Genomic DNA, 16,303 nt, shown 5'->3' with positions numbered 1-16,303 from the left:
CGAGGGAATGGATTGCAGGGTAGTGCCGGCCGCTGGCCGGCAAGGGGCGCGTCAGGGAAGGCGAGTTGCCGGCCAGCGGCCGGCACTACCGAAGGGTGAACTCCATCTCGCCGTCGCTGATGTCTGCCACCGCCTGATAGTCGGCGTCGGCCTGGACGTCGTCCAGGCGCATGCGGCTGCCACTGGCGACCACGGTTACCGGGACGGCACGGAAGCGCAGCGGCTCGCCTTCCACCAGACGGTCGGCATCACGGCCGGGGCTGACCACCCAGACCTTGCCTTCGCCATCGGCGCTGTAGACCTGGGCCTGGCCATCGGGCTCCACGCACAGGGCGGTGTCCTCATCAACGCCGATGCCGACGATGTCGGGATCACCGCTGTCCTGGGCGGCGCGCGCCACGAACACGATCAGGCGGCCGAGCCGATCGCGCTTGTCGAAGTGGGTGTCGGTGACCACGCGCTGCAGGTAAGGCATCTGCAGGAAGCCACTGTCCATGGTCACCGCGCTGCCCATCGGGTCGGCCAGCGCACCCGCGGAGGTGATGCTGCCGCCGTCCATCGCGCCGTAGGCATAGCCACCGAGGATGGCGAGCCCGGCGCTGGTACCGGCAATTGGCTTGCCGGCGCGCACATGGGCGTTCAGCGCGCGGTTGAGCGCAGTGCCCTTCCAGAAGCGGATGTAGCGCGACTGGTCACCACCGGCAATGAAGATGGCATCAGCTGCGGCAACCACGCGCAGCACGGCCGGATCGTCGGCGCCGCGGCGGCTGTCGAAGACCAGCGTCTGCACTGCGGTGGTCCCGCCGATCTCGCGATACAGGCGGTCCTGCAGCTCGTCACTGCCAGAAGCGCGCAGGATCAGCACGCGGCCATTCCCGGCCTGCTTCAGCCACCACTGAAAGGCTTCCGGCACCCATTCGCCACCGCCCATCAGCATCATGGCTGGCGCGCGCGGACCGGGCCGGGGTGCGTCGAGATCCCCGGTTTCGTAGTAGGCGAAGCCCGGACCCTGCAGGTCCTGCGCAAGGGCGGCCAACGGCATGGCCAACACCAGCAGCGCCAGCCAGGCAAAGGGGGTACGCAGGGTCCGATGGAGGCGTCGCATCTTGATCTCCCTGAACAGAATCCACTTGCAAGCGTTTTCACTCTTTGCCAGATAGGGGTCCAGTAGTCAAGGACATAAAAAAGGCGTTAAATGCGCGCGCCCATTCCGGAAATCTGAATGGGGGACAGGGCCCCTCCTCTGCGGGCCGGCTTCATTTCCGAGAATTCCTCATGCGTAGAAAGGCGATGGCGTGGTCGATCCAGCTGGCGTTGATGGGCGTGGCTGCTTCTGCGGCGGCCCAGGCACCGGCTTCCTCCTCGGTTCGACAACTGGATGCGGTGCAGGTCACCGGTTCGCGCATTCCGCGCGCCCAGGTGGAAGGCCCCGCCCCGATCACGGTGATCAACGCCGAACAGATCCGCTCCAGCGGCTTCACCAGCGTGCCGGACGTGCTGCGTGCGATGACCCAGAACGGCGGTGAGACGCAGAGCCAGCAGTCTTCCAGTGGCGCCGATTTCTCGCCGGGCGCCCAGCAGGTGGACCTGCGCGGCCTGGGCCCGAACCACACGCTGGTACTGGTCAATGGCCGCCGCATCGCCGACTTCCCGATGCCGTTCAAGGGCCGCAGCAACTTCACCGATGTCTCCAACATCCCGCTGGGGATGATCGAGCGCATCGAAGTGCTGACCGGCAGCGCCTCGGCCATCTACGGCTCGGACGCGATCGCCGGCGTGGTCAACTTCATCCTGAAGAAGAAGGCCGACGGCACCACCATCGACATGCGCATGGGCACCACCAGCGAAGGCGGTGGCGAGTCGTTCGACATGAGCCTGGCCAGCGGTTTCAGCCGCGGCAATTTCAACGCGGTGTACAGCGTTGAGCTGCAATCGCAGACCCCGCTGTGGGCGTACGAGCGCGATATCCAGGATTCGACCCAGGACGGCCCGACAGAGGGCTCGCGCATCGCCCGCCGCGCTTACCTGCGCACCGACTACAACGATGACTACCTGGACCCGGGCGCGGCCACCTGCGAAGCGCTGGCTGGGCAGAACCAAGGCAGCACCTACCGCGCCTACCGCCCGCGCTATGGCTATTACTGCGGAAGTGACAGCTCGATCGGCTACGGCACCATCCTCAGCAAGCGCCGTGGTGCCAATGGCTACGCCTCGCTGAGCTACGACTTCGACAATGGCCAGCAGTGGTTCGCCGATGTGCAGCTGGGCTACCACACGATGTCGCTGATGCGCGACGTCACCAAGTGGGGCCGGATGGACGCCAACGGCGATGAGTCGGGTTACTTCAACAACGAAGCCACCGGCGAGATCGAGTTCTGGCAGCGCCAGTTCTCACCCGAGGAAATGGGTGGCCTGCGCAATGCGATGGTGCGCAGCACGCAGAAGACCTTCAGCGTGACCACCGGCTTCAAGGGCAACCTGACCGGCAACTGGGATTACGAAGCGGCATTGAGCCATTCGCAGTACCAGTCGCGGATCAGCTGGGCACAGATCATTGCCGCCAAGGCCAACGACCTGTTCCTCGGCCCGCAGCTGGGCGTGGACGACGACGGTTTCCCGATCTACAACGCCGATCCGTCACGCCTGTACCGGCCGCTGACCCGCGCCGAGTACGACTCGATCGCGGCGCGCACCACCTACACCCCGAAGTCGCGCACCGAGACGGCTGCGTTCACGCTGACCAACTCCGCGCTGTTCGGCCTGCCGGGGGGCGATGCCGGTTTCGCCGCGACCGTGGAAGTGGGCCAGCAGGCGTACTCGCTCAATCCCGACCCGCTGGCCACCCAGTACTACTATTACAGCTGGAAGGATTCGGACGGCCAGGGCTCGCGCAACCGCTGGGCCACGGCGGCCGAGCTGCGCATGCCGCTGCACGAGACGGTCAACCTGAGCGTGGCCGGCCGCTACGACCAGTACCGCTATTCCGGCCACACCATCGGCAAGGCGACCTGGAGCGGCGGCCTGGAATGGCGCCCGATCGACACCCTGCTGGTGCGTGGCTCGTACGGCACCGCGTTCCGCGCACCGGACCTGCACTATGTGTTCGCCGGACCGGGCAACGACGAGACCACCGCCGAAGACCTGTACAGCTGTCGCGCCGACGGTGCCACGGACTGCGCCGACTACGAACGCAACCTGATCCGCAGCCGCACCGGCAACCGCCAGCTCGACCCGGAAACCAGCACCTCGTGGAGTGCCGGCTTCGTCTGGTCGCCGGCGATCGGCCTGGATCTGTCGGTGGACTGGTTTGACATCGACATGCGCAAGCAGGTGCAGGACATGGACGTGCGCACGATCCTGGCCAGTGAAGCGAACTGCCGCCTGGGTACTGCCGACGTCAACTCGCCGACCTGCGTAGATGCGCTCGCACGCATCACCCGCAGCAACGACGGGCGCCTGTATGGCGTGCGCGTGGCGCCGATCAACGTTGCGCGCGAGTCCACCTCCGGCATCGACGTTGGCCTGCGCTACCGCCTGCAGACCGGCATCGGTGATTTCATCCTCAACGGCACCCACACCTGGGTGAAAAAGCATGACTTCCAGCGTTATCCGGGTGATCCGATCCAGGACCAGTTCGCGGTCAACAGCAACTTCGACATCCCGCGCACCAAGACCAGCCTGAGCGTGACCTGGGAGAGGGATGCGTGGTCGGCAACGGTGTACGGCTCGCGCCTCGGCAAGCTGCCGACCTCGGACAGCTACGACCAGGTATTCACGTGGGACAGCGGTGACAGCCCGTACATCAAGGCGACGTACCGCTACAACGCTTCGCTGCAGTACCGCTTCGACGACCACTCGCGCCTGTCGCTGTCGCTGGTCAATGTGTTCAACAAGATGCCGCCGAAGGACCTCACCTATACGGCCTATCCGTACTACGACGTGTCCTGGTTCGACAGCGTCGGCCGCACCATCAACCTGCAGTACACCCACAAGTTCGGTGGCAGCGCGCTGTAAGGCACGCCGCATTGCAGAACGTGGACGACAAGGCCCGCCACTGGCGGGCCTTGTTGTTTGCGGTTCTGGTAGATGCCCACCTTGGTGGGCGACTACCAGAGCGGGCCATCTGGGGTTTTCCACACCACACGTGGAAAGCAATGGGAACTTGGTGTGGACAAGTGGGTTCGAGCGTTGCGGTGCAGGCGTTTCCGGACGTGGTGATTTTTTGTCCATGGCCCCGATTGTTTTCCACACGGTACGTGGAGAGCGATGGGAACTTGATGTGGACAAGTGGGTGCGAGCATTGCACCGCAGGCGTTTCGAAGCGCGGTGAAAATTTGTCCAGGTCGCGCGGGCGAGCCCCTTGTAGAGCCGGGCCCACGCTCGGCTCCGGCGGGCATCAGCCGAGCATGGGCTCGGCTCTACATCAGGTTCGTCGGTTTTCCACACCTGGCGTGGAAAGCGATGGGAGTTTGCTGTGGACAAGTGCCGGCGAACGTCACGCCGCAAGCGTTTCGCAGCGTGGTGATTTTTTGTCCATCGCCAGAAACGCGAACGCCCCGCGCAAGGCGGGGCGTTCGGGGTCGATCCGCTGCCGCTGGATCAGACGTTGAAGCGGAAGTGCAGGATGTCGCCTTCCTGCACGCGGTATTCCTTGCCTTCCAGGCGCAGGCGACCGGCTTCCTTGGCGCCAGCTTCGCCCTTGTACTTGATGAAGTCGTCATACGCGATGGTCTCGGCGCGGATGAAGCCCTTCTCGAAGTCGGTGTGGATGACCGCGGCGGCCTGCGGGGCGGTAGCGCCCTTGCGCACGGTCCACGCGCGGACTTCCTTCACGCCAGCGGTGAAGTAGGTCTGCAGGCCGAGCAGGCTGTAGGCCGCGTTGATCACGCGGTTCAGGCCCGGCTCGCTCAGGCCCAGGTCGGCCAGGAAGGTATCGCGGTCTTCGTCATCCAGCTGCGACAGCTCTTCTTCGATCGCGGCCGACACCGGCACCACCTGCGCGCCTTCGGCGGCGGCGTGCGCGCGCACGGCGTCCAGGTGCGGGTTGTTCTCGAAACCGTCTTCCAGCACGTTGGCGATATACATCACCGGCTTCAGGGTCAGCAGGAACAGATCGCGTACCAGCGCCTTCTCTTCCTCGTCCAGGCCCGCCGAGCGACCGGCCTTGCCATCCGACAGCGCGGCCTGCAGCTTGGCCAGCACCGGCTTGCGCGCCGCGGCGTCCTTGTCACCGCCCTTGGCGGCGCGCTCGGCACGGTTCAGCGCCTTCTCGACGCTGTCGAGGTCGGCCAGCGCCAGTTCGGTATCGATGGTTTCGATGTCCGAGATCGGGTCGACCTTGTTGTTGACGTGGATGACGTCGGCGTTCTCGAAGCAGCGCACCACGTGGGTGATCGCATCGACTTCGCGGATGTGTGCCAGGAACTTGTTGCCCAGGCCTTCACCGCTGGCGGCACCGGCCACCAGGCCGGCAATGTCGACGAACTCGACCGCGGTCGGGATGACCTTCTGCGGGTTGATGATCGCTGCCAGCTCGTTCAGGCGCGGATCCGGCACCGGCACGATGCCGACGTTCGGCTCGATGGTGCAGAACGGGAAGTTCGCCGCGGCGATACCCGCCTTGGTCAGCGCATTGAACAGGGTCGACTTGCCGACGTTGGGCAGGCCGACGATGCCGCATTTGATACCCATGTGTTGAATCCGGGTTTGAGTGTAGGTGGATGATTCGGGATTCAAGGCTCGCCTGCGGGCATGCCCTCAATCCCCAATCGTCCTTCCAGTAGCCCGCGCTAGAACGCGGCGTACAGCCTGTGTTTCTCAGCGTAGGTCTGTAGTGCCGCAGAAAGCTGTAGCCTCTCCTCAGTCTCACCAAATCTCTGGCTCAAGCGGTCCAGCAGAACTTCGACACCGTCCGGCAACTCATTATGCTGACCGTACATTTTCTCCCAGCGGACACCTTCATCCTTGGGCACTGCTTCGTCACCGAACAGCACCATCTTGGCTTCTTTCAGCACGTCGCCCAGTTCGACCAGGCCCATTTCTTCAAGACCTGCGAGCGTCTCTTCGTAATAGGCGCCCGAGTAACTGTCGAAGTACGTACCAATACCGCCACGCCAGACTTCGCTACTTGTCACCGAAACCGCGAAGTAGCGCTGATCTGGCGTCACTAGCCCTGAGAATCCACAGCCCGAGCCGCTTTCCTGTTCCACCAGCCAGTTCCAGTGGCGCCCTGCAGCGGAATTCTCGTATCGGTCAAGCTCTTCGCGCATTTCCTTGTTTCGCACCTTCGCCTCTTCCATGCTTTGCCGCGTGCCATTCCGGCAGGGCATGCAGAGCCCATCGTTCCGGGCCGCCGTCGCCAGCAGGATCATGGCGCCACACACGGTGCAGGGAGTACGCGGGTCGGTCATGGTCAGCGCGGTGTATGCAGCCGCTTCATCGCTTCGTTGAAATCGCCCTGCACTGCCAGCGGCAGCACGTCGATCGCATCGTCGATGGCGCGCGCGATCAGCACGTCGTCGTCCTTCGACGGACGGCCGAGCACCCACCCCACCACGCGGTCCTTGTGCCCGGGATGGCCGATGCCCACGCGCAGGCGGTGGAACTTGCCGTGGCCGAGCAGGCGCATGGTGTCGCGCAGGCCGTTCTGGCCGCCATGGCCACCGTCGAACTTCAGCCGCACCGCACCGGGCGGGAGGTCCAGCTCGTCGTGGGCCAGCAGGGTTTCTTCCGGCTCGATCTTCCAGAACCGCTGTGCGGCGGTGACCGACTTGCCGCTGAGGTTCATGAACGTGGCGGGCTTGAGCAGCCACACCGTCTGTCCGGCAATCTCGACCTTGGCGGTCTCGCCGAACAGCTTGCTGTCCACATTCCATCGCGCACCGGCTTTTTCAGCCAGGGCCTCAACGAAATGAAACCCGGCATTGTGCCGGGTCCGGGCGTGTTCCGATCCGGGGTTGCCCAGACCGACGATCAGTCGCAATCCTGCCATGGTTCCTTCCAGCACGGCGCCTGCCCGGAGGCAGGCGCCGCTTGGTATTACTCGGCAGCCGCTTCTTCGTCGGCCGCGTCAGCCTTGCCGGCCTTGGCGGTGACGATGGCGTCGTCGTGGTCCTTGCCCAGCGCCAGGGCCGGGATTTCCACGCCCTTCGGCAGCTTGATGTTGGACAGGTACACCACGTCACCGGCCTTCAGCTCGCCCAGGTCGACTTCGATCGACTCCGGCAGGTCCTTCGGCAGGCAGGTGATGGTCACTTCCTTCAGTTCGTGGGTGACCACGACGTCGGCAGCCTTGCCGGCCGGCGAGGTGTCTTCGTTGATGAAGTGCAGCGGGACCGAAGCGGTCAGGGCTTCGTTCTCGTTCACGCGCTGGAAGTCCAGGTGCATGATCAGCTGCTTGTACGGGTGGCGCTGCATGTCACGCAGCAGGACCTTCTGCACCTGGCCATCCAGATTCAGGTCCAGGATCGAGGCATAGAACCACTCGTTCTGCTGGGCCAGCCAGATTTCGTTGTGGTCCAGGCTGATGGCGACCGGCTCGGCGTTGCCGCCGTACACGATGGCCGGGATCACACCAGCGTGACGCAGGCGGCGGCTCGCACCCTTACGCTGCAGTTCACGCTTGGTGACCTTGATTTCATGGGTCTTCGACATTTTCGACTACTCAGGTTGTTGCCTCGCCTTGCGGCTTGGCGGTTGAAGATGCTTCCGCGACCAGAAGCACCCGGGGTATGTCCCCGCCGTTGCCGGCAAGGACGAAAAACTCAGTCGACGTACAGCGAGCTGACCGACTCACCGAAGGCGATGCGGCGCATCGTTTCGGCCAGCATCTCCGCCACGCTCAGCTGACGGATCTTGCTGCACACCCGCGCTGCGTCCTTCAGCGGGATGGTGTCGGTCACCACCAGCTCGTCGAGCTGGGAATTGGTGATGTTGTCCATCGCCGGGCCCGACAGCACCGCGTGGGTGCAGTAGGCGGCGACCTTGAGCGCACCGCGCGCCTTCAGGGCAGCGGCAGCGGCGCACAGGGTGCCGGCGGTATCGACGATGTCATCGACCATCACGCAGGTCTTGCCTTCGACGTCACCGATGATGTTCATCACGGTGGAGACGTTGGCGCGCGGGCGGCGCTTGTCGATGATCGCCAGGTCGGCGTCATCCAGGCGCTTGGCCACCGCACGGGCGCGGACCACACCGCCCACGTCCGGCGACACAACGATCAGGTTCTCGGTGCCGTAGGCGCGCCAGATGTCGGCCAGCAGCAGCGGGGACGCATACACGTTGTCCACCGGAATATCGAAGAAGCCCTGGATCTGGTCGGCGTGCAGGTCGACGGTCAGCACGCGATCAGCGCCAGCGGTGCTGAACATCTTCGCCGCCAGCTTGGCGGTGATCGGCACGCGCGAGGAACGCATGCGGCGATCCTGGCGCGAGTAGCCGAAGTACGGCACCACGGCGGTCACGCTGGCCACCGATGCGCGCTTGAGCGCGTCGATCAGCACCAGCAGTTCCATCAGGTTTTCCGCGCTCGGCGCGCAGGTCGGCTGGATCACGAACACGTCCTGCTTGCGGACGTTCTCTTCGATTTCCACCTGCACTTCACCATCGGAGAAGTGCGAGACCAGCGCCTTGCCCGGGCGAACCCCCAGTTCCTTGCAGATGTTCTGCGCCAGACGTTTGTTGGCGTTGCCGGAAAAGACCAGCAGGTTCGGGGACTCTTGCATCATGATTGTCTCGGGCGGGGACGAGTGGCGGGGATCCGGGGTCGGCAAGGACCCGATGGACCCTTGCTGCTGACAACACCGCGGTTGTTTCCACGTCCCGCGCAGGTGATGCGCTGGAAGGCGCGGACACAGCCGCTATTGGCAGGGGCGGTAGGATTCGAACCTACGAATGCCAGGATCAAAACCTGGTGCCTTGGGCCTCTTGGCGACGCCCCTGCATTGATAAATCAGTGTTGCTCGAGTGCATCCAGCAGTGGCGAACGCGCAACGCCCGCTGCCACCCTTGCCCGCAACTCCTTCGGCAACTTCGACCGTCCCTGCTCTGCGGCAGACTGCGATGCGAACTCGACGAAACAACCACTTCCCGAACCGGTCAGCCGCGCCGTGCCAATGTCGCTCAACGCGGCGAACGCTGCCTCGACGGCAGGCTCACGGCGGCGCAGCACCGGTTCGAACGCGTTCCCGACCAGGGTCCCGGAAGCGAAGTCCTCTATTTTCGCCACTGGGCTGTCGCGCGTCAAATCCGGGTCTGCAAACAGGGCCGGGGTGGGAACATGAACGCCCGGCTCAACCACCACATACCAGGCCGGTGTCAGCACGATCGGATGCAGGCGCTCGCCCACCCCTTCGGCCCAGGCGTTGCGCCCGCGCACGAACACCGGTACATCCGCGCCCAGGCGCAGGCCGAGCGCGGCAAGCGCGTCCTCGTCCAGCCCTGCCCGCCACAGCCGGTTCAGCACGACCAGCACGGTGGCCGCGTCGGAGGAACCGCCACCGAACCCCCCGCCGGCAGAAACGTGCTTTTCAACGATGATGTCTGCGCCTTGCGCGATATTGGCCGCATCTTTCAGAAGCCGCGCGGCGCGGACCGCCAGATCATCGGCCTCGGCCACGCCGGCCAGGCCCTCGCCCTGCCGATGCACCAGGCCGTCTTCACGCAGGCGCAGGCCGATGCGGTCACCCCAGTCCAGCAGGCGGAATACGGTCTGCAGCTCGTGGTAACCGTCGGCCCGGCGGCCGGTAATGTGCAGGAACAGGTTCAGCTTGGCCGGGGCCGGCCACCAGGACCAGCCCGTGCCATCGGCTACCCCACTCATGGAGCGCCCTGCCCCCACTGGTCCACCAGCAGGCGCACCTTGGCATCCCCATTACTGGCCTCGATCCGGCGCGGCAGCGCTGGGCGCCCGGTCTCGGCGGGATACCAGTCCAGGTACTGCACCTGCCAGCCCATCTGCTGCATGCGGCGCGGCCGGCCTTCACCGTCGCGCTCGACCTTCTCCGGACCGGCAGCATCGCCAGCCACCAGGCCACGGATCCACTCCGGCAGCTGGTTGACCGGAATGTCCCAGCCAGTGGCTTCCAGCAGCAGCTGCTGGGCATCCTCGCCGTCACGCGGCCCGCCAGCCAGCCCTTCCAGGCGGCCCGCTTCGGAATGGGTATCGCCGGTCAGCTTCCAGCTCTGCCGGGTCACCGGCGCGCTCAGCTCGACCACATAACGGCGCCCATCCTGCTTCCAGTCGATGCGACCGCTGCCGCCGTCCTTGCCCTTGCTGACCGCGACCCGGCCCTGGAAGGCCCAGTCCGGCTGTGCCTGCAGCGCGGCCACGCGCGCCGCCTCGGCCTGCGCCGCTTCGGCAGACACGGTCTCGACCACCGCTGGCGCCGGGGTCTTCTGCGTGCCCACGCTGGTGCAGGCGCTGACCATCAGGGTCGCGGCCGCCAACAGCAGCGGCCGGATCAGGGAAACACTCATGGATTGAACTTCTCGCGGGCGCGCAGCAGCGCGCGGTTTTCAGGGTCGAGCTTGGCCGCTTCCTCGAAGAAGTGGCGGGCCTCGTCATGCTTGCCCAGCACCCACAGCACTTCGCCGACGTGGGAAGCGATCTCCGGATCCTTGGCCAGGGTCCAGGCCCGGCGCAGCTGCACCAGTGCCTCTTCCTTGCGGCCCAGGCGATACAGCACCCAGCCGTAGCTGTCGACGATGGCGGCGTTGTCCGGTTCGGCCACGCGGGCGCGGTCGATCAGCTCCAGTGCCTCCTGCAGGCGACCGGTGCGATCGGCCAGGGTGTAACCCAGCGCGTTCAATGCCGGTACGTTTTCCGGCTCGGTCACAAGGATCTTGCGTAGATCGGCCTCAGCGCGTGGGATGTCGTCACGGCGTTCCCAGGTGAGCGCACGGGCGTACAGCAGGCCGTTGTCATCCGGGTACGCGGCCAGGCCCCGGGCCAGCGCATCCAGTTCACCGGCGCTATCGTCTGCGCGCTGGCGCAGTTCGGCTTCCAGCAGGTAGGCGTCGCGGCGCACATCGTCGTCGACCACCGCATCGGACTGGATCGCGTGCACTTCATCCAGCGCCAGCGGCAGGCGCCCGGCCAGGGCCTGGGCGTTGGCCGCGCGCAGGCGCGCTTCGCTCAGCTCATCGCCACCAGGCACGCTGTGATACCACTGCACCGCCTCGGGGTAGCGCTTCAGGTACTCGGCGATCTTGCCCAGCAGCAGGCGCTGCGCCGGGTCCGGCTTGGCGGCCTGCCGCGACAGTTCGTTGTAGAGGTTGGACAGCGCGGCCTTGTCGCCCTGCTTGGCCAGCAGCGAAGCGCGCATGCCCCAGGTCTGCACGTCCTGCGGGCCGAAGGCCAGCACGCGCTCGGCGGCGGACGGCTGGCCGAGGCTGTCGTAGGCGATGGCCACCGCATTGCGCAGTTCCGGGTCCTGGCGGGTCTTCGGCTCCACGTCGTGCAGCAACGACAATGCCTTGTCGGTCTCGCCCGCCTGCTGCAGCTGGCTGGCACGCAGCAACGCCACGCGCGGCTCCTCGGGGAAGCGCTTGACCACTTCATCGATCATGCGCCGCGCCAGCTCGGGCTTTTCCATGCGCAGGGCCAGGCGGCCGAATTCCTGCCAGGCTTCGATCTTCGGCGGAATGGCGTTGGCGTCGACCAGCTCACCCAGCACCTGTGCGGGCACCGCCGGATCACGGCCACCACCGATCAGCGCGGCCAGGGCGAACTTCCAGCCGCGCTCGTCGGGGTCGGCCAGCAGGGCCTGCAGCTCGGTGCGGGCGGCCTTCACATCGCCCTGTCGCATGGCCAGCGCACCGGCGGCGCTGCGCATGGTCAACGAGCGTGGGGCGCGCTGCTGCCACAGGGCCAGGCCCTTGGCGGCGCTGGCATCGTCGTTGGCGAGCATGGAAATGCGGGTCGCGCGCTCGGCCAGGCCGGCGTCGCCGTCGGTCTGCTGGGCCGCCTGCAGGTACCAGCGTGCGGCGTCGGCCAGCTTGCCGGCCTGCAGCGCGAACTCACCGGCCATCACCGGTTCCAGCGCCAGTTCCTCAGTGGCCGGGGCCCGTACGGGGGCCTTGGCCGGCACTGCCGCCAGGGCCTGGCTGCAGGCCAGGGACAGCAGCAGAACACTGGGGATGCGAATCAATGCGGGCATCGTCGGCATCGGGGCCTTAAAATGTCGTCCAATGGCCAGCAGCTTATCGCAAGCAACTGAACAATGACCCTGTGGGTGCTCGGACTGAATCACCAGACCGCACCGGTGGAGCTGCGCGAGCGCGCGGCCTTCGCCGGTGAGGCGTTGCCGCGCGCGCTCGGTTCGCTGCGCGATACCCCGCAGATCGCCGAGGCGGTGCTGCTGTCCACCTGCAACCGCACCGAACTGTACGCCGTGGCCGATTCGGCGCAGGCACTGGACCAGTGGCTGCACAGCCAGGCCGGCGACCTGCAGGGCTACCTGTACCAGCATGCCGATGCCGAGGCCGTGCGCCACCTGTTCCGCGTCGCCACCGGGCTGGACTCGATGGTGCTGGGTGAACCACAGATCCTCGGCCAGGTGAAGGATGCCTGGTCGACCGCGCGCGACCACGGTCTGCTTGGCCAGCGCCTGGACCGCCTGTTCCAGCAGACCTTCTCGGTGGCCAAGCGTGCGCGCACCGATACCCAGGTCGGCGCCAACCCGGTGTCGGTCGCCTCGGCCGCGGTGCGCCTGGCGCAGAACGCGTTCGCCCGGCTGGACGATTCCACCGTGCTGCTGGTCGGTGCCGGCGAGACCATCGAACTGGCTGCACGGCACCTGAGCGAGGGCAAGGTCCGCCGGCTGCTGATCGCCAACCGCACCCTCGCCCACGCGCAGGAACTTGCCAGCCGCCATGGCGGCGTGGCACTGCCGCTGACTGAACTGGACCGCCACCTGGGCGAGGCCGACGTGGTGTTCTCGGCCACCGCCGCGCGCGAGCCGGTGATCCATCGTGAGATGGTGGCCAAGGCCCTGCGTGCGCGCCGGCACAAGCCGATGCTGCTGTTCGACCTGGCCGTGCCGCGCGACATCGAGGCCGAGGTCGGCACGCTCAACGATGCCTTCCTCTACACCGTCGATGACCTGGAACGCGCGGTGGAAGACAACCGCCGTGGCCGTCGCGAGGCCGCCGCCGAAGCCGAGGCGATCATCGACCTGCAGGTGTCGCGCTTCGTCGAGACCCAGCAGGCCAGCGCCCACCAGGCGCCGCTGCGGCAGCTGCGTGCGTTCGGCGAGGCCACCCGCGCCGAGCTGCTGGAGCGCGCACGCCAGCAGCTGGCCAACGGCAAGCCGGCCGATGAAGTGCTGGAACTGCTGGCCCACGGCCTGACCAACCGCCTGCTGCATCCGCCGACCGCCGCCCTGCGCGCTGCCGCGCTGAGTGGCGATGCCGACCTGACCCGCGCCGCCGAGCGCCTGTTCCCGGCCACGCCGGGTTACCGCCACCCACCCGTGAGACCCGATGACGCCGACCCTGCGCCGTAAGCTGGAAGCGCTGGCCGAGCGCCGCGAAGAACTGGAACGCCTGCTCGCCGAACCCGATGTGGTCGCCGACAACACCCGTTTCCGCGACCTTTCGCGCGAATTCGCCCAACTTGAACCGATCGCCATCGCCCTGGCCGATGAAGCCCGTGCCAAGGCCGACCTGGCCGCCGCCGAAGGCATGCGCGCCGACCCCGACCTGCGCGAGCTGGCCGACGAGGAAATCGCTGCGGCACAGGCGCGCCTGCAGGAACTGGAGCAGGAGCTGGCGCTGCTGCTGGTGCCGCGCGACCCGCGCGATGAAGGCAACCTGTTCCTGGAAGTGCGCGCGGGTACCGGCGGCGATGAGGCCGCGATCTTTGCCGGCGACCTGTTCCGCATGTACGCCCGCTACGCCGAGCGCCAGGGCTGGAAAGTCGAAATCGAATCGGACAGCCCGGGCGAGCATGGCGGCTACAAGGAAGTGGTGGCGCGCGTGGTCGGCCGTGGCGCGTTCTCACGCCTGAAGTTCGAATCGGGTACGCATCGTGTGCAGCGCGTGCCAGCCACCGAATCGCAGGGCCGCATCCACACCTCGGCGGCCACCGTAGCGATCATTCCCGAGGCCGACGAGGTCGATGACATCGTCATCAACCCCGCCGACCTGAAGGTGGATACGTTCCGCTCGTCCGGCGCCGGTGGCCAGCACGTCAACAAGACCGAATCGGCCATCCGCATCACCCACGTGCCGACTGGCGTGGTGGTGGAATGCCAGACCGAGCGCAGCCAGCACGCCAACCGCGACAAGGCGATGAAGCGCCTGAAAGCACAGCTGCTGGACGCCGAGCGCCAGCGCCAGGACGCCGCGCAGGCCGAATCACGGCGCCTGCAGGTCGGCAGCGGCGACCGCAGCCAGCGCATCCGCACCTACAACTTCCCGCAGGGCCGGATCACCGACCACCGCGTGGAAGGCCTGACGCTGTACGACCTGCCCAACGTACTGGCCGGCGACCTCGACCCGCTGCTGCAGCGGCTCAGCCACGAACACCAGGTCGACGCCCTGGCCCAGTTGTCGGCGAGCTGAGTCGCATGTCGGCCTGGCAGCAGCGGCAGCACCTGCAACAGGCGATCGCACGCCAGCCCGGCGACTTCGTCGCCTGGGTGATGCTGGCCGACCTGGAACTGGAGGCCGGCGACATCGCCGCCGGTGAGCAGGCCGCACGACGTGCGCTGCAGCTGCGCCCGAACCACCCGGAAGCACTGGCACGGCTGGGCCGCGTGGCCTGGATGGCCGGTGCGCATGCCGACGCGGCCAGGCTGCTCGGCCAGGCCTCGGCTTTGGCCCCGCAGCACCCGGGCATCGCACTGTGGCTGGGCCATGCGCTGGAAGATGCCGATGATGCTGAAGGCGCAGCAGCGGCCTATCGCCGCGCGCATGCGCTGATGCCGGATGAACCCTATATCGCCGCGCAGCGCCTGGCCTGGCAGCGCCGCCTGTGCGACTGGCAGGACGTGGACGCGTTGGCTGCGCAGGTACGCGCCGCGCTCGCCGCCGGCCAGGGTGCGGTGGAGCCCTTCGCCTTCCTCAGTGAAGACGCCAGCGCGGCCGAGCAGTTGGTCTGCGCGCGTGCGCGCGCCGCAGTCGTGGCGTCGGCGGTGCGCCCCCTTCCTGCAGTGAAGGTTCGCGAGCATGGCCCGCTGCGCGTCGGCTTCCTGTCCAATGGCTTTTGTGCCCATCCCACCGGGTTGCTGACCGTGGCCCTGCTCGAACAGCTGCGCCATGATCCTGCTCTGCAACTGCACCTGTTCGCACTGAACCACGACGACGGCAGCCGCATCCGCAAGCGCCTGCAGGCGGCGACGCACCTGCACGACATGTCCGGCCTGCGTCATGCCGACATCGCCACCCGCATCCGCGCGCAGGGCATTGATCTGCTGTTCGACCTGCGCGGCTGGGGCGGTGGCGGCACGCCGGAAGTGCTGGCGATGCGCCCAGCCCCGCTGCAGCTGAACTGGCTGGCCTATCCCGGCACGTCAGGCGCGCGATGGCTGGATGCCGTGGTCGCCGACGAATTCGTGCTGCCGGCATCACTGGAATCGCACTTCAGCGAACGTGTCCTGCGCCTGCCACGTGCCTTCCAGCCCTCGGACAGCACGCGTGTGCTTGGACCGGCACCGTCCCGCGCCGAGTGCGGCCTGCCCGAGCACGGCGTGGTGTTCTGCTGCTTCAACAACAGCTACAAGCTCAACCCGCGCAGCATGGGCCGCGCCTTCGCAGTGCTTCAGGCCGTGCCCGGCAGCGTGCTGTGGCTGCTGTCCGGCCCCGGCCAGGCCGACGCTCGCCTGCGCACTGCCGCGCAGACCGCCGGCCTGGATCCGGCACGCCTGGTGTTCATGGCCAAGCTGCCGCATCCGCAGTACCTGGCCCGCTATCAGCGGGCCGACCTGTTCCTCGATACGCATCCGTACAACGCGCACACCACCGCGTCCGACGCACTATGGGCCGGCTGCCCGGTGCTGACCTGCCCCGGCGCCACCTTCGCCGCGCGCGTGGCCGGCAGCCTCAATCACCATCTGGGGCTGGCGCGGATGAATGTCGCCGATGATGCGGCGTTCATCGCCACCGCCAGCGCACTGGGCAATGCCCCCGCAGCACTGGCCTCGCTTCGCGCCGAGCTGGCGCAGGCGCGCGAACGCAGTGGCCTGTTCGACATGGCCGGGTTTGCCCGCGACCTGTCGGCCCTGCTGCAGCGGCTTGCCGGTGAACACGGCTGGCAAGGTGTCGACAACACCTGAGCGACCCCTGCGTTACGCTCGGGCTT

The 16,303-nt window shown here is 66.9% G+C and carries 13 protein-coding genes and 1 tRNA gene; 4 read left to right on the top strand and 10 right to left on the bottom strand.

Annotated elements, in window-relative coordinates:
- Positions 1-85 precede the first annotated feature (85 nt).
- On the bottom strand, positions 86-1,105 hold the full coding sequence (locus tag HLA98_RS12845; RefSeq protein ID WP_057501647.1) for a cyanophycinase: 1,020 nt from the start codon (positions 1,103-1,105) through the stop codon (positions 86-88).
- A 170-nt stretch (positions 1,106-1,275) separates the two neighbouring features.
- On the opposite strand from HLA98_RS12845, the gene HLA98_RS12840 reads away from it, so the two are divergent.
- Complete coding sequence (locus tag HLA98_RS12840; RefSeq protein ID WP_057501646.1) at positions 1,276-4,014, top strand: TonB-dependent receptor plug domain-containing protein; 2,739 nt, start codon at positions 1,276-1,278, stop codon at positions 4,012-4,014.
- 585 nt (positions 4,015-4,599) lie between these two features.
- Here the strand turns inward: HLA98_RS12840 and ychF are convergent.
- From ychF to HLA98_RS12795, 9 genes are all read right to left on the bottom strand, one after another.
- Entirely contained in the window at positions 4,600-5,691 is a 1,092-nt protein-coding gene (gene ychF / locus HLA98_RS12835; protein ID WP_057501645.1) for a redox-regulated ATPase YchF, read from the bottom strand.
- A 98-nt stretch (positions 5,692-5,789) separates the two neighbouring features.
- A complete protein-coding gene (locus HLA98_RS12830) occupies positions 5,790-6,371 on the bottom strand; it encodes a DMP19 family protein (RefSeq protein WP_160320759.1) in 582 nt (193 codons plus the stop codon).
- A 41-nt stretch (positions 6,372-6,412) separates the two neighbouring features.
- Positions 6,413-6,991, bottom strand: a complete 579-nt coding sequence (gene pth, locus HLA98_RS12825) for an aminoacyl-tRNA hydrolase (protein WP_057501643.1) — start codon at positions 6,989-6,991, stop codon at positions 6,413-6,415.
- A gap of 47 nt (positions 6,992-7,038) precedes the next feature.
- A complete protein-coding gene (locus HLA98_RS12820; protein ID WP_057501642.1) occupies positions 7,039-7,653 on the bottom strand; it encodes a 50S ribosomal protein L25/general stress protein Ctc in 615 nt (204 codons plus the stop codon).
- A gap of 110 nt (positions 7,654-7,763) precedes the next feature.
- The gene (locus tag HLA98_RS12815) at positions 7,764-8,723 is read right to left on the bottom strand and encodes a ribose-phosphate diphosphokinase (protein ID WP_057501649.1); all 960 of its coding nucleotides are present in this window, start codon (positions 8,721-8,723) and stop codon (positions 7,764-7,766) included.
- Between the two features lie 139 nt (positions 8,724-8,862).
- A tRNA-Gln gene (locus HLA98_RS12810) sits at positions 8,863-8,939 on the bottom strand.
- An 11-nt stretch (positions 8,940-8,950) separates the two neighbouring features.
- Positions 8,951-9,820 (bottom strand): 4-(cytidine 5'-diphospho)-2-C-methyl-D-erythritol kinase, encoded by an 870-nt coding sequence (gene ispE / locus HLA98_RS12805; protein WP_057501641.1) that lies wholly within the window; start codon positions 9,818-9,820, stop codon positions 8,951-8,953.
- A complete protein-coding gene (lolB, locus tag HLA98_RS12800) occupies positions 9,817-10,476 on the bottom strand; it encodes a lipoprotein insertase outer membrane protein LolB (protein ID WP_057501640.1) in 660 nt (219 codons plus the stop codon). The genes ispE and lolB overlap by 4 nt, the downstream gene beginning before the upstream one ends.
- Entirely contained in the window at positions 10,473-12,158 is a 1,686-nt protein-coding gene (locus HLA98_RS12795; protein WP_170272474.1) for a tetratricopeptide repeat protein, read from the bottom strand. Before HLA98_RS12795 ends, lolB begins: the two co-directional genes overlap by 4 nt.
- Positions 12,159-12,221: 63 nt before the next feature.
- Here HLA98_RS12795 and hemA point away from each other — a divergent pair, with 63 nt between their 5' ends.
- From hemA to HLA98_RS12780, 3 genes are read left to right on the top strand one after another with little or no spacing between them, the layout of a single operon-like run.
- Complete coding sequence (gene hemA / locus HLA98_RS12790; protein ID WP_049444762.1) at positions 12,222-13,505, top strand: glutamyl-tRNA reductase; 1,284 nt, start codon at positions 12,222-12,224, stop codon at positions 13,503-13,505.
- Positions 13,483-14,565: a peptide chain release factor 1 gene (gene prfA, locus HLA98_RS12785; protein ID WP_057501638.1), complete on the top strand. Its 1,083-nt coding sequence runs from the start codon at positions 13,483-13,485 to the stop codon at positions 14,563-14,565. Before hemA ends, prfA begins: the two co-directional genes overlap by 23 nt.
- A gap of 5 nt (positions 14,566-14,570) precedes the next feature.
- On the top strand, positions 14,571-16,277 hold the full coding sequence (locus HLA98_RS12780) for an O-linked N-acetylglucosamine transferase, SPINDLY family protein (protein ID WP_057501637.1): 1,707 nt from the start codon (positions 14,571-14,573) through the stop codon (positions 16,275-16,277).
- Positions 16,278-16,303 lie beyond the last annotated feature (26 nt).

Source organism: Stenotrophomonas africana (assembly GCF_013004645.1).
Classification (GTDB): Bacteria; Pseudomonadota; Gammaproteobacteria; order Xanthomonadales; family Xanthomonadaceae; genus Stenotrophomonas; species Stenotrophomonas africana.
Note: the sequence above shows the minus strand (reverse complement) of the source record. Positions and strands in the feature narration are given on the sequence as shown.

Coding starts and splice junctions, on each gene's coding strand:
- pth (WP_057501643.1), bottom strand. CDS start 6,991: ATGGCAGGATTGCGACTGATCGTCGGTCTGGGCAACCCCGGATCGGAA.
- prfA (WP_057501638.1), top strand. CDS start 13,483: ATGACGCCGACCCTGCGCCGTAAGCTGGAAGCGCTGGCCGAGCGCCGC.
- HLA98_RS12795 (WP_170272474.1), bottom strand. CDS start 12,158: ATGCCCGCATTGATTCGCATCCCCAGTGTTCTGCTGCTGTCCCTGGCC.
- HLA98_RS12780 (WP_057501637.1), top strand. CDS start 14,571: ATGTCGGCCTGGCAGCAGCGGCAGCACCTGCAACAGGCGATCGCACGC.
- lolB (WP_057501640.1), bottom strand. CDS start 10,476: ATGAGTGTTTCCCTGATCCGGCCGCTGCTGTTGGCGGCCGCGACCCTG.
- ispE (WP_057501641.1), bottom strand. CDS start 9,820: ATGAGTGGGGTAGCCGATGGCACGGGCTGGTCCTGGTGGCCGGCCCCG.
- HLA98_RS12840 (WP_057501646.1), top strand. CDS start 1,276: ATGCGTAGAAAGGCGATGGCGTGGTCGATCCAGCTGGCGTTGATGGGC.
- HLA98_RS12815 (WP_057501649.1), bottom strand. CDS start 8,723: ATGCAAGAGTCCCCGAACCTGCTGGTCTTTTCCGGCAACGCCAACAAA.
- HLA98_RS12845 (WP_057501647.1), bottom strand. CDS start 1,105: ATGCGACGCCTCCATCGGACCCTGCGTACCCCCTTTGCCTGGCTGGCG.
- HLA98_RS12830 (WP_160320759.1), bottom strand. CDS start 6,371: ATGATCCTGCTGGCGACGGCGGCCCGGAACGATGGGCTCTGCATGCCC.
- hemA (WP_049444762.1), top strand. CDS start 12,222: ATGACCCTGTGGGTGCTCGGACTGAATCACCAGACCGCACCGGTGGAG.
- HLA98_RS12820 (WP_057501642.1), bottom strand. CDS start 7,653: ATGTCGAAGACCCATGAAATCAAGGTCACCAAGCGTGAACTGCAGCGT.
- ychF (WP_057501645.1), bottom strand. CDS start 5,691: ATGGGTATCAAATGCGGCATCGTCGGCCTGCCCAACGTCGGCAAGTCG.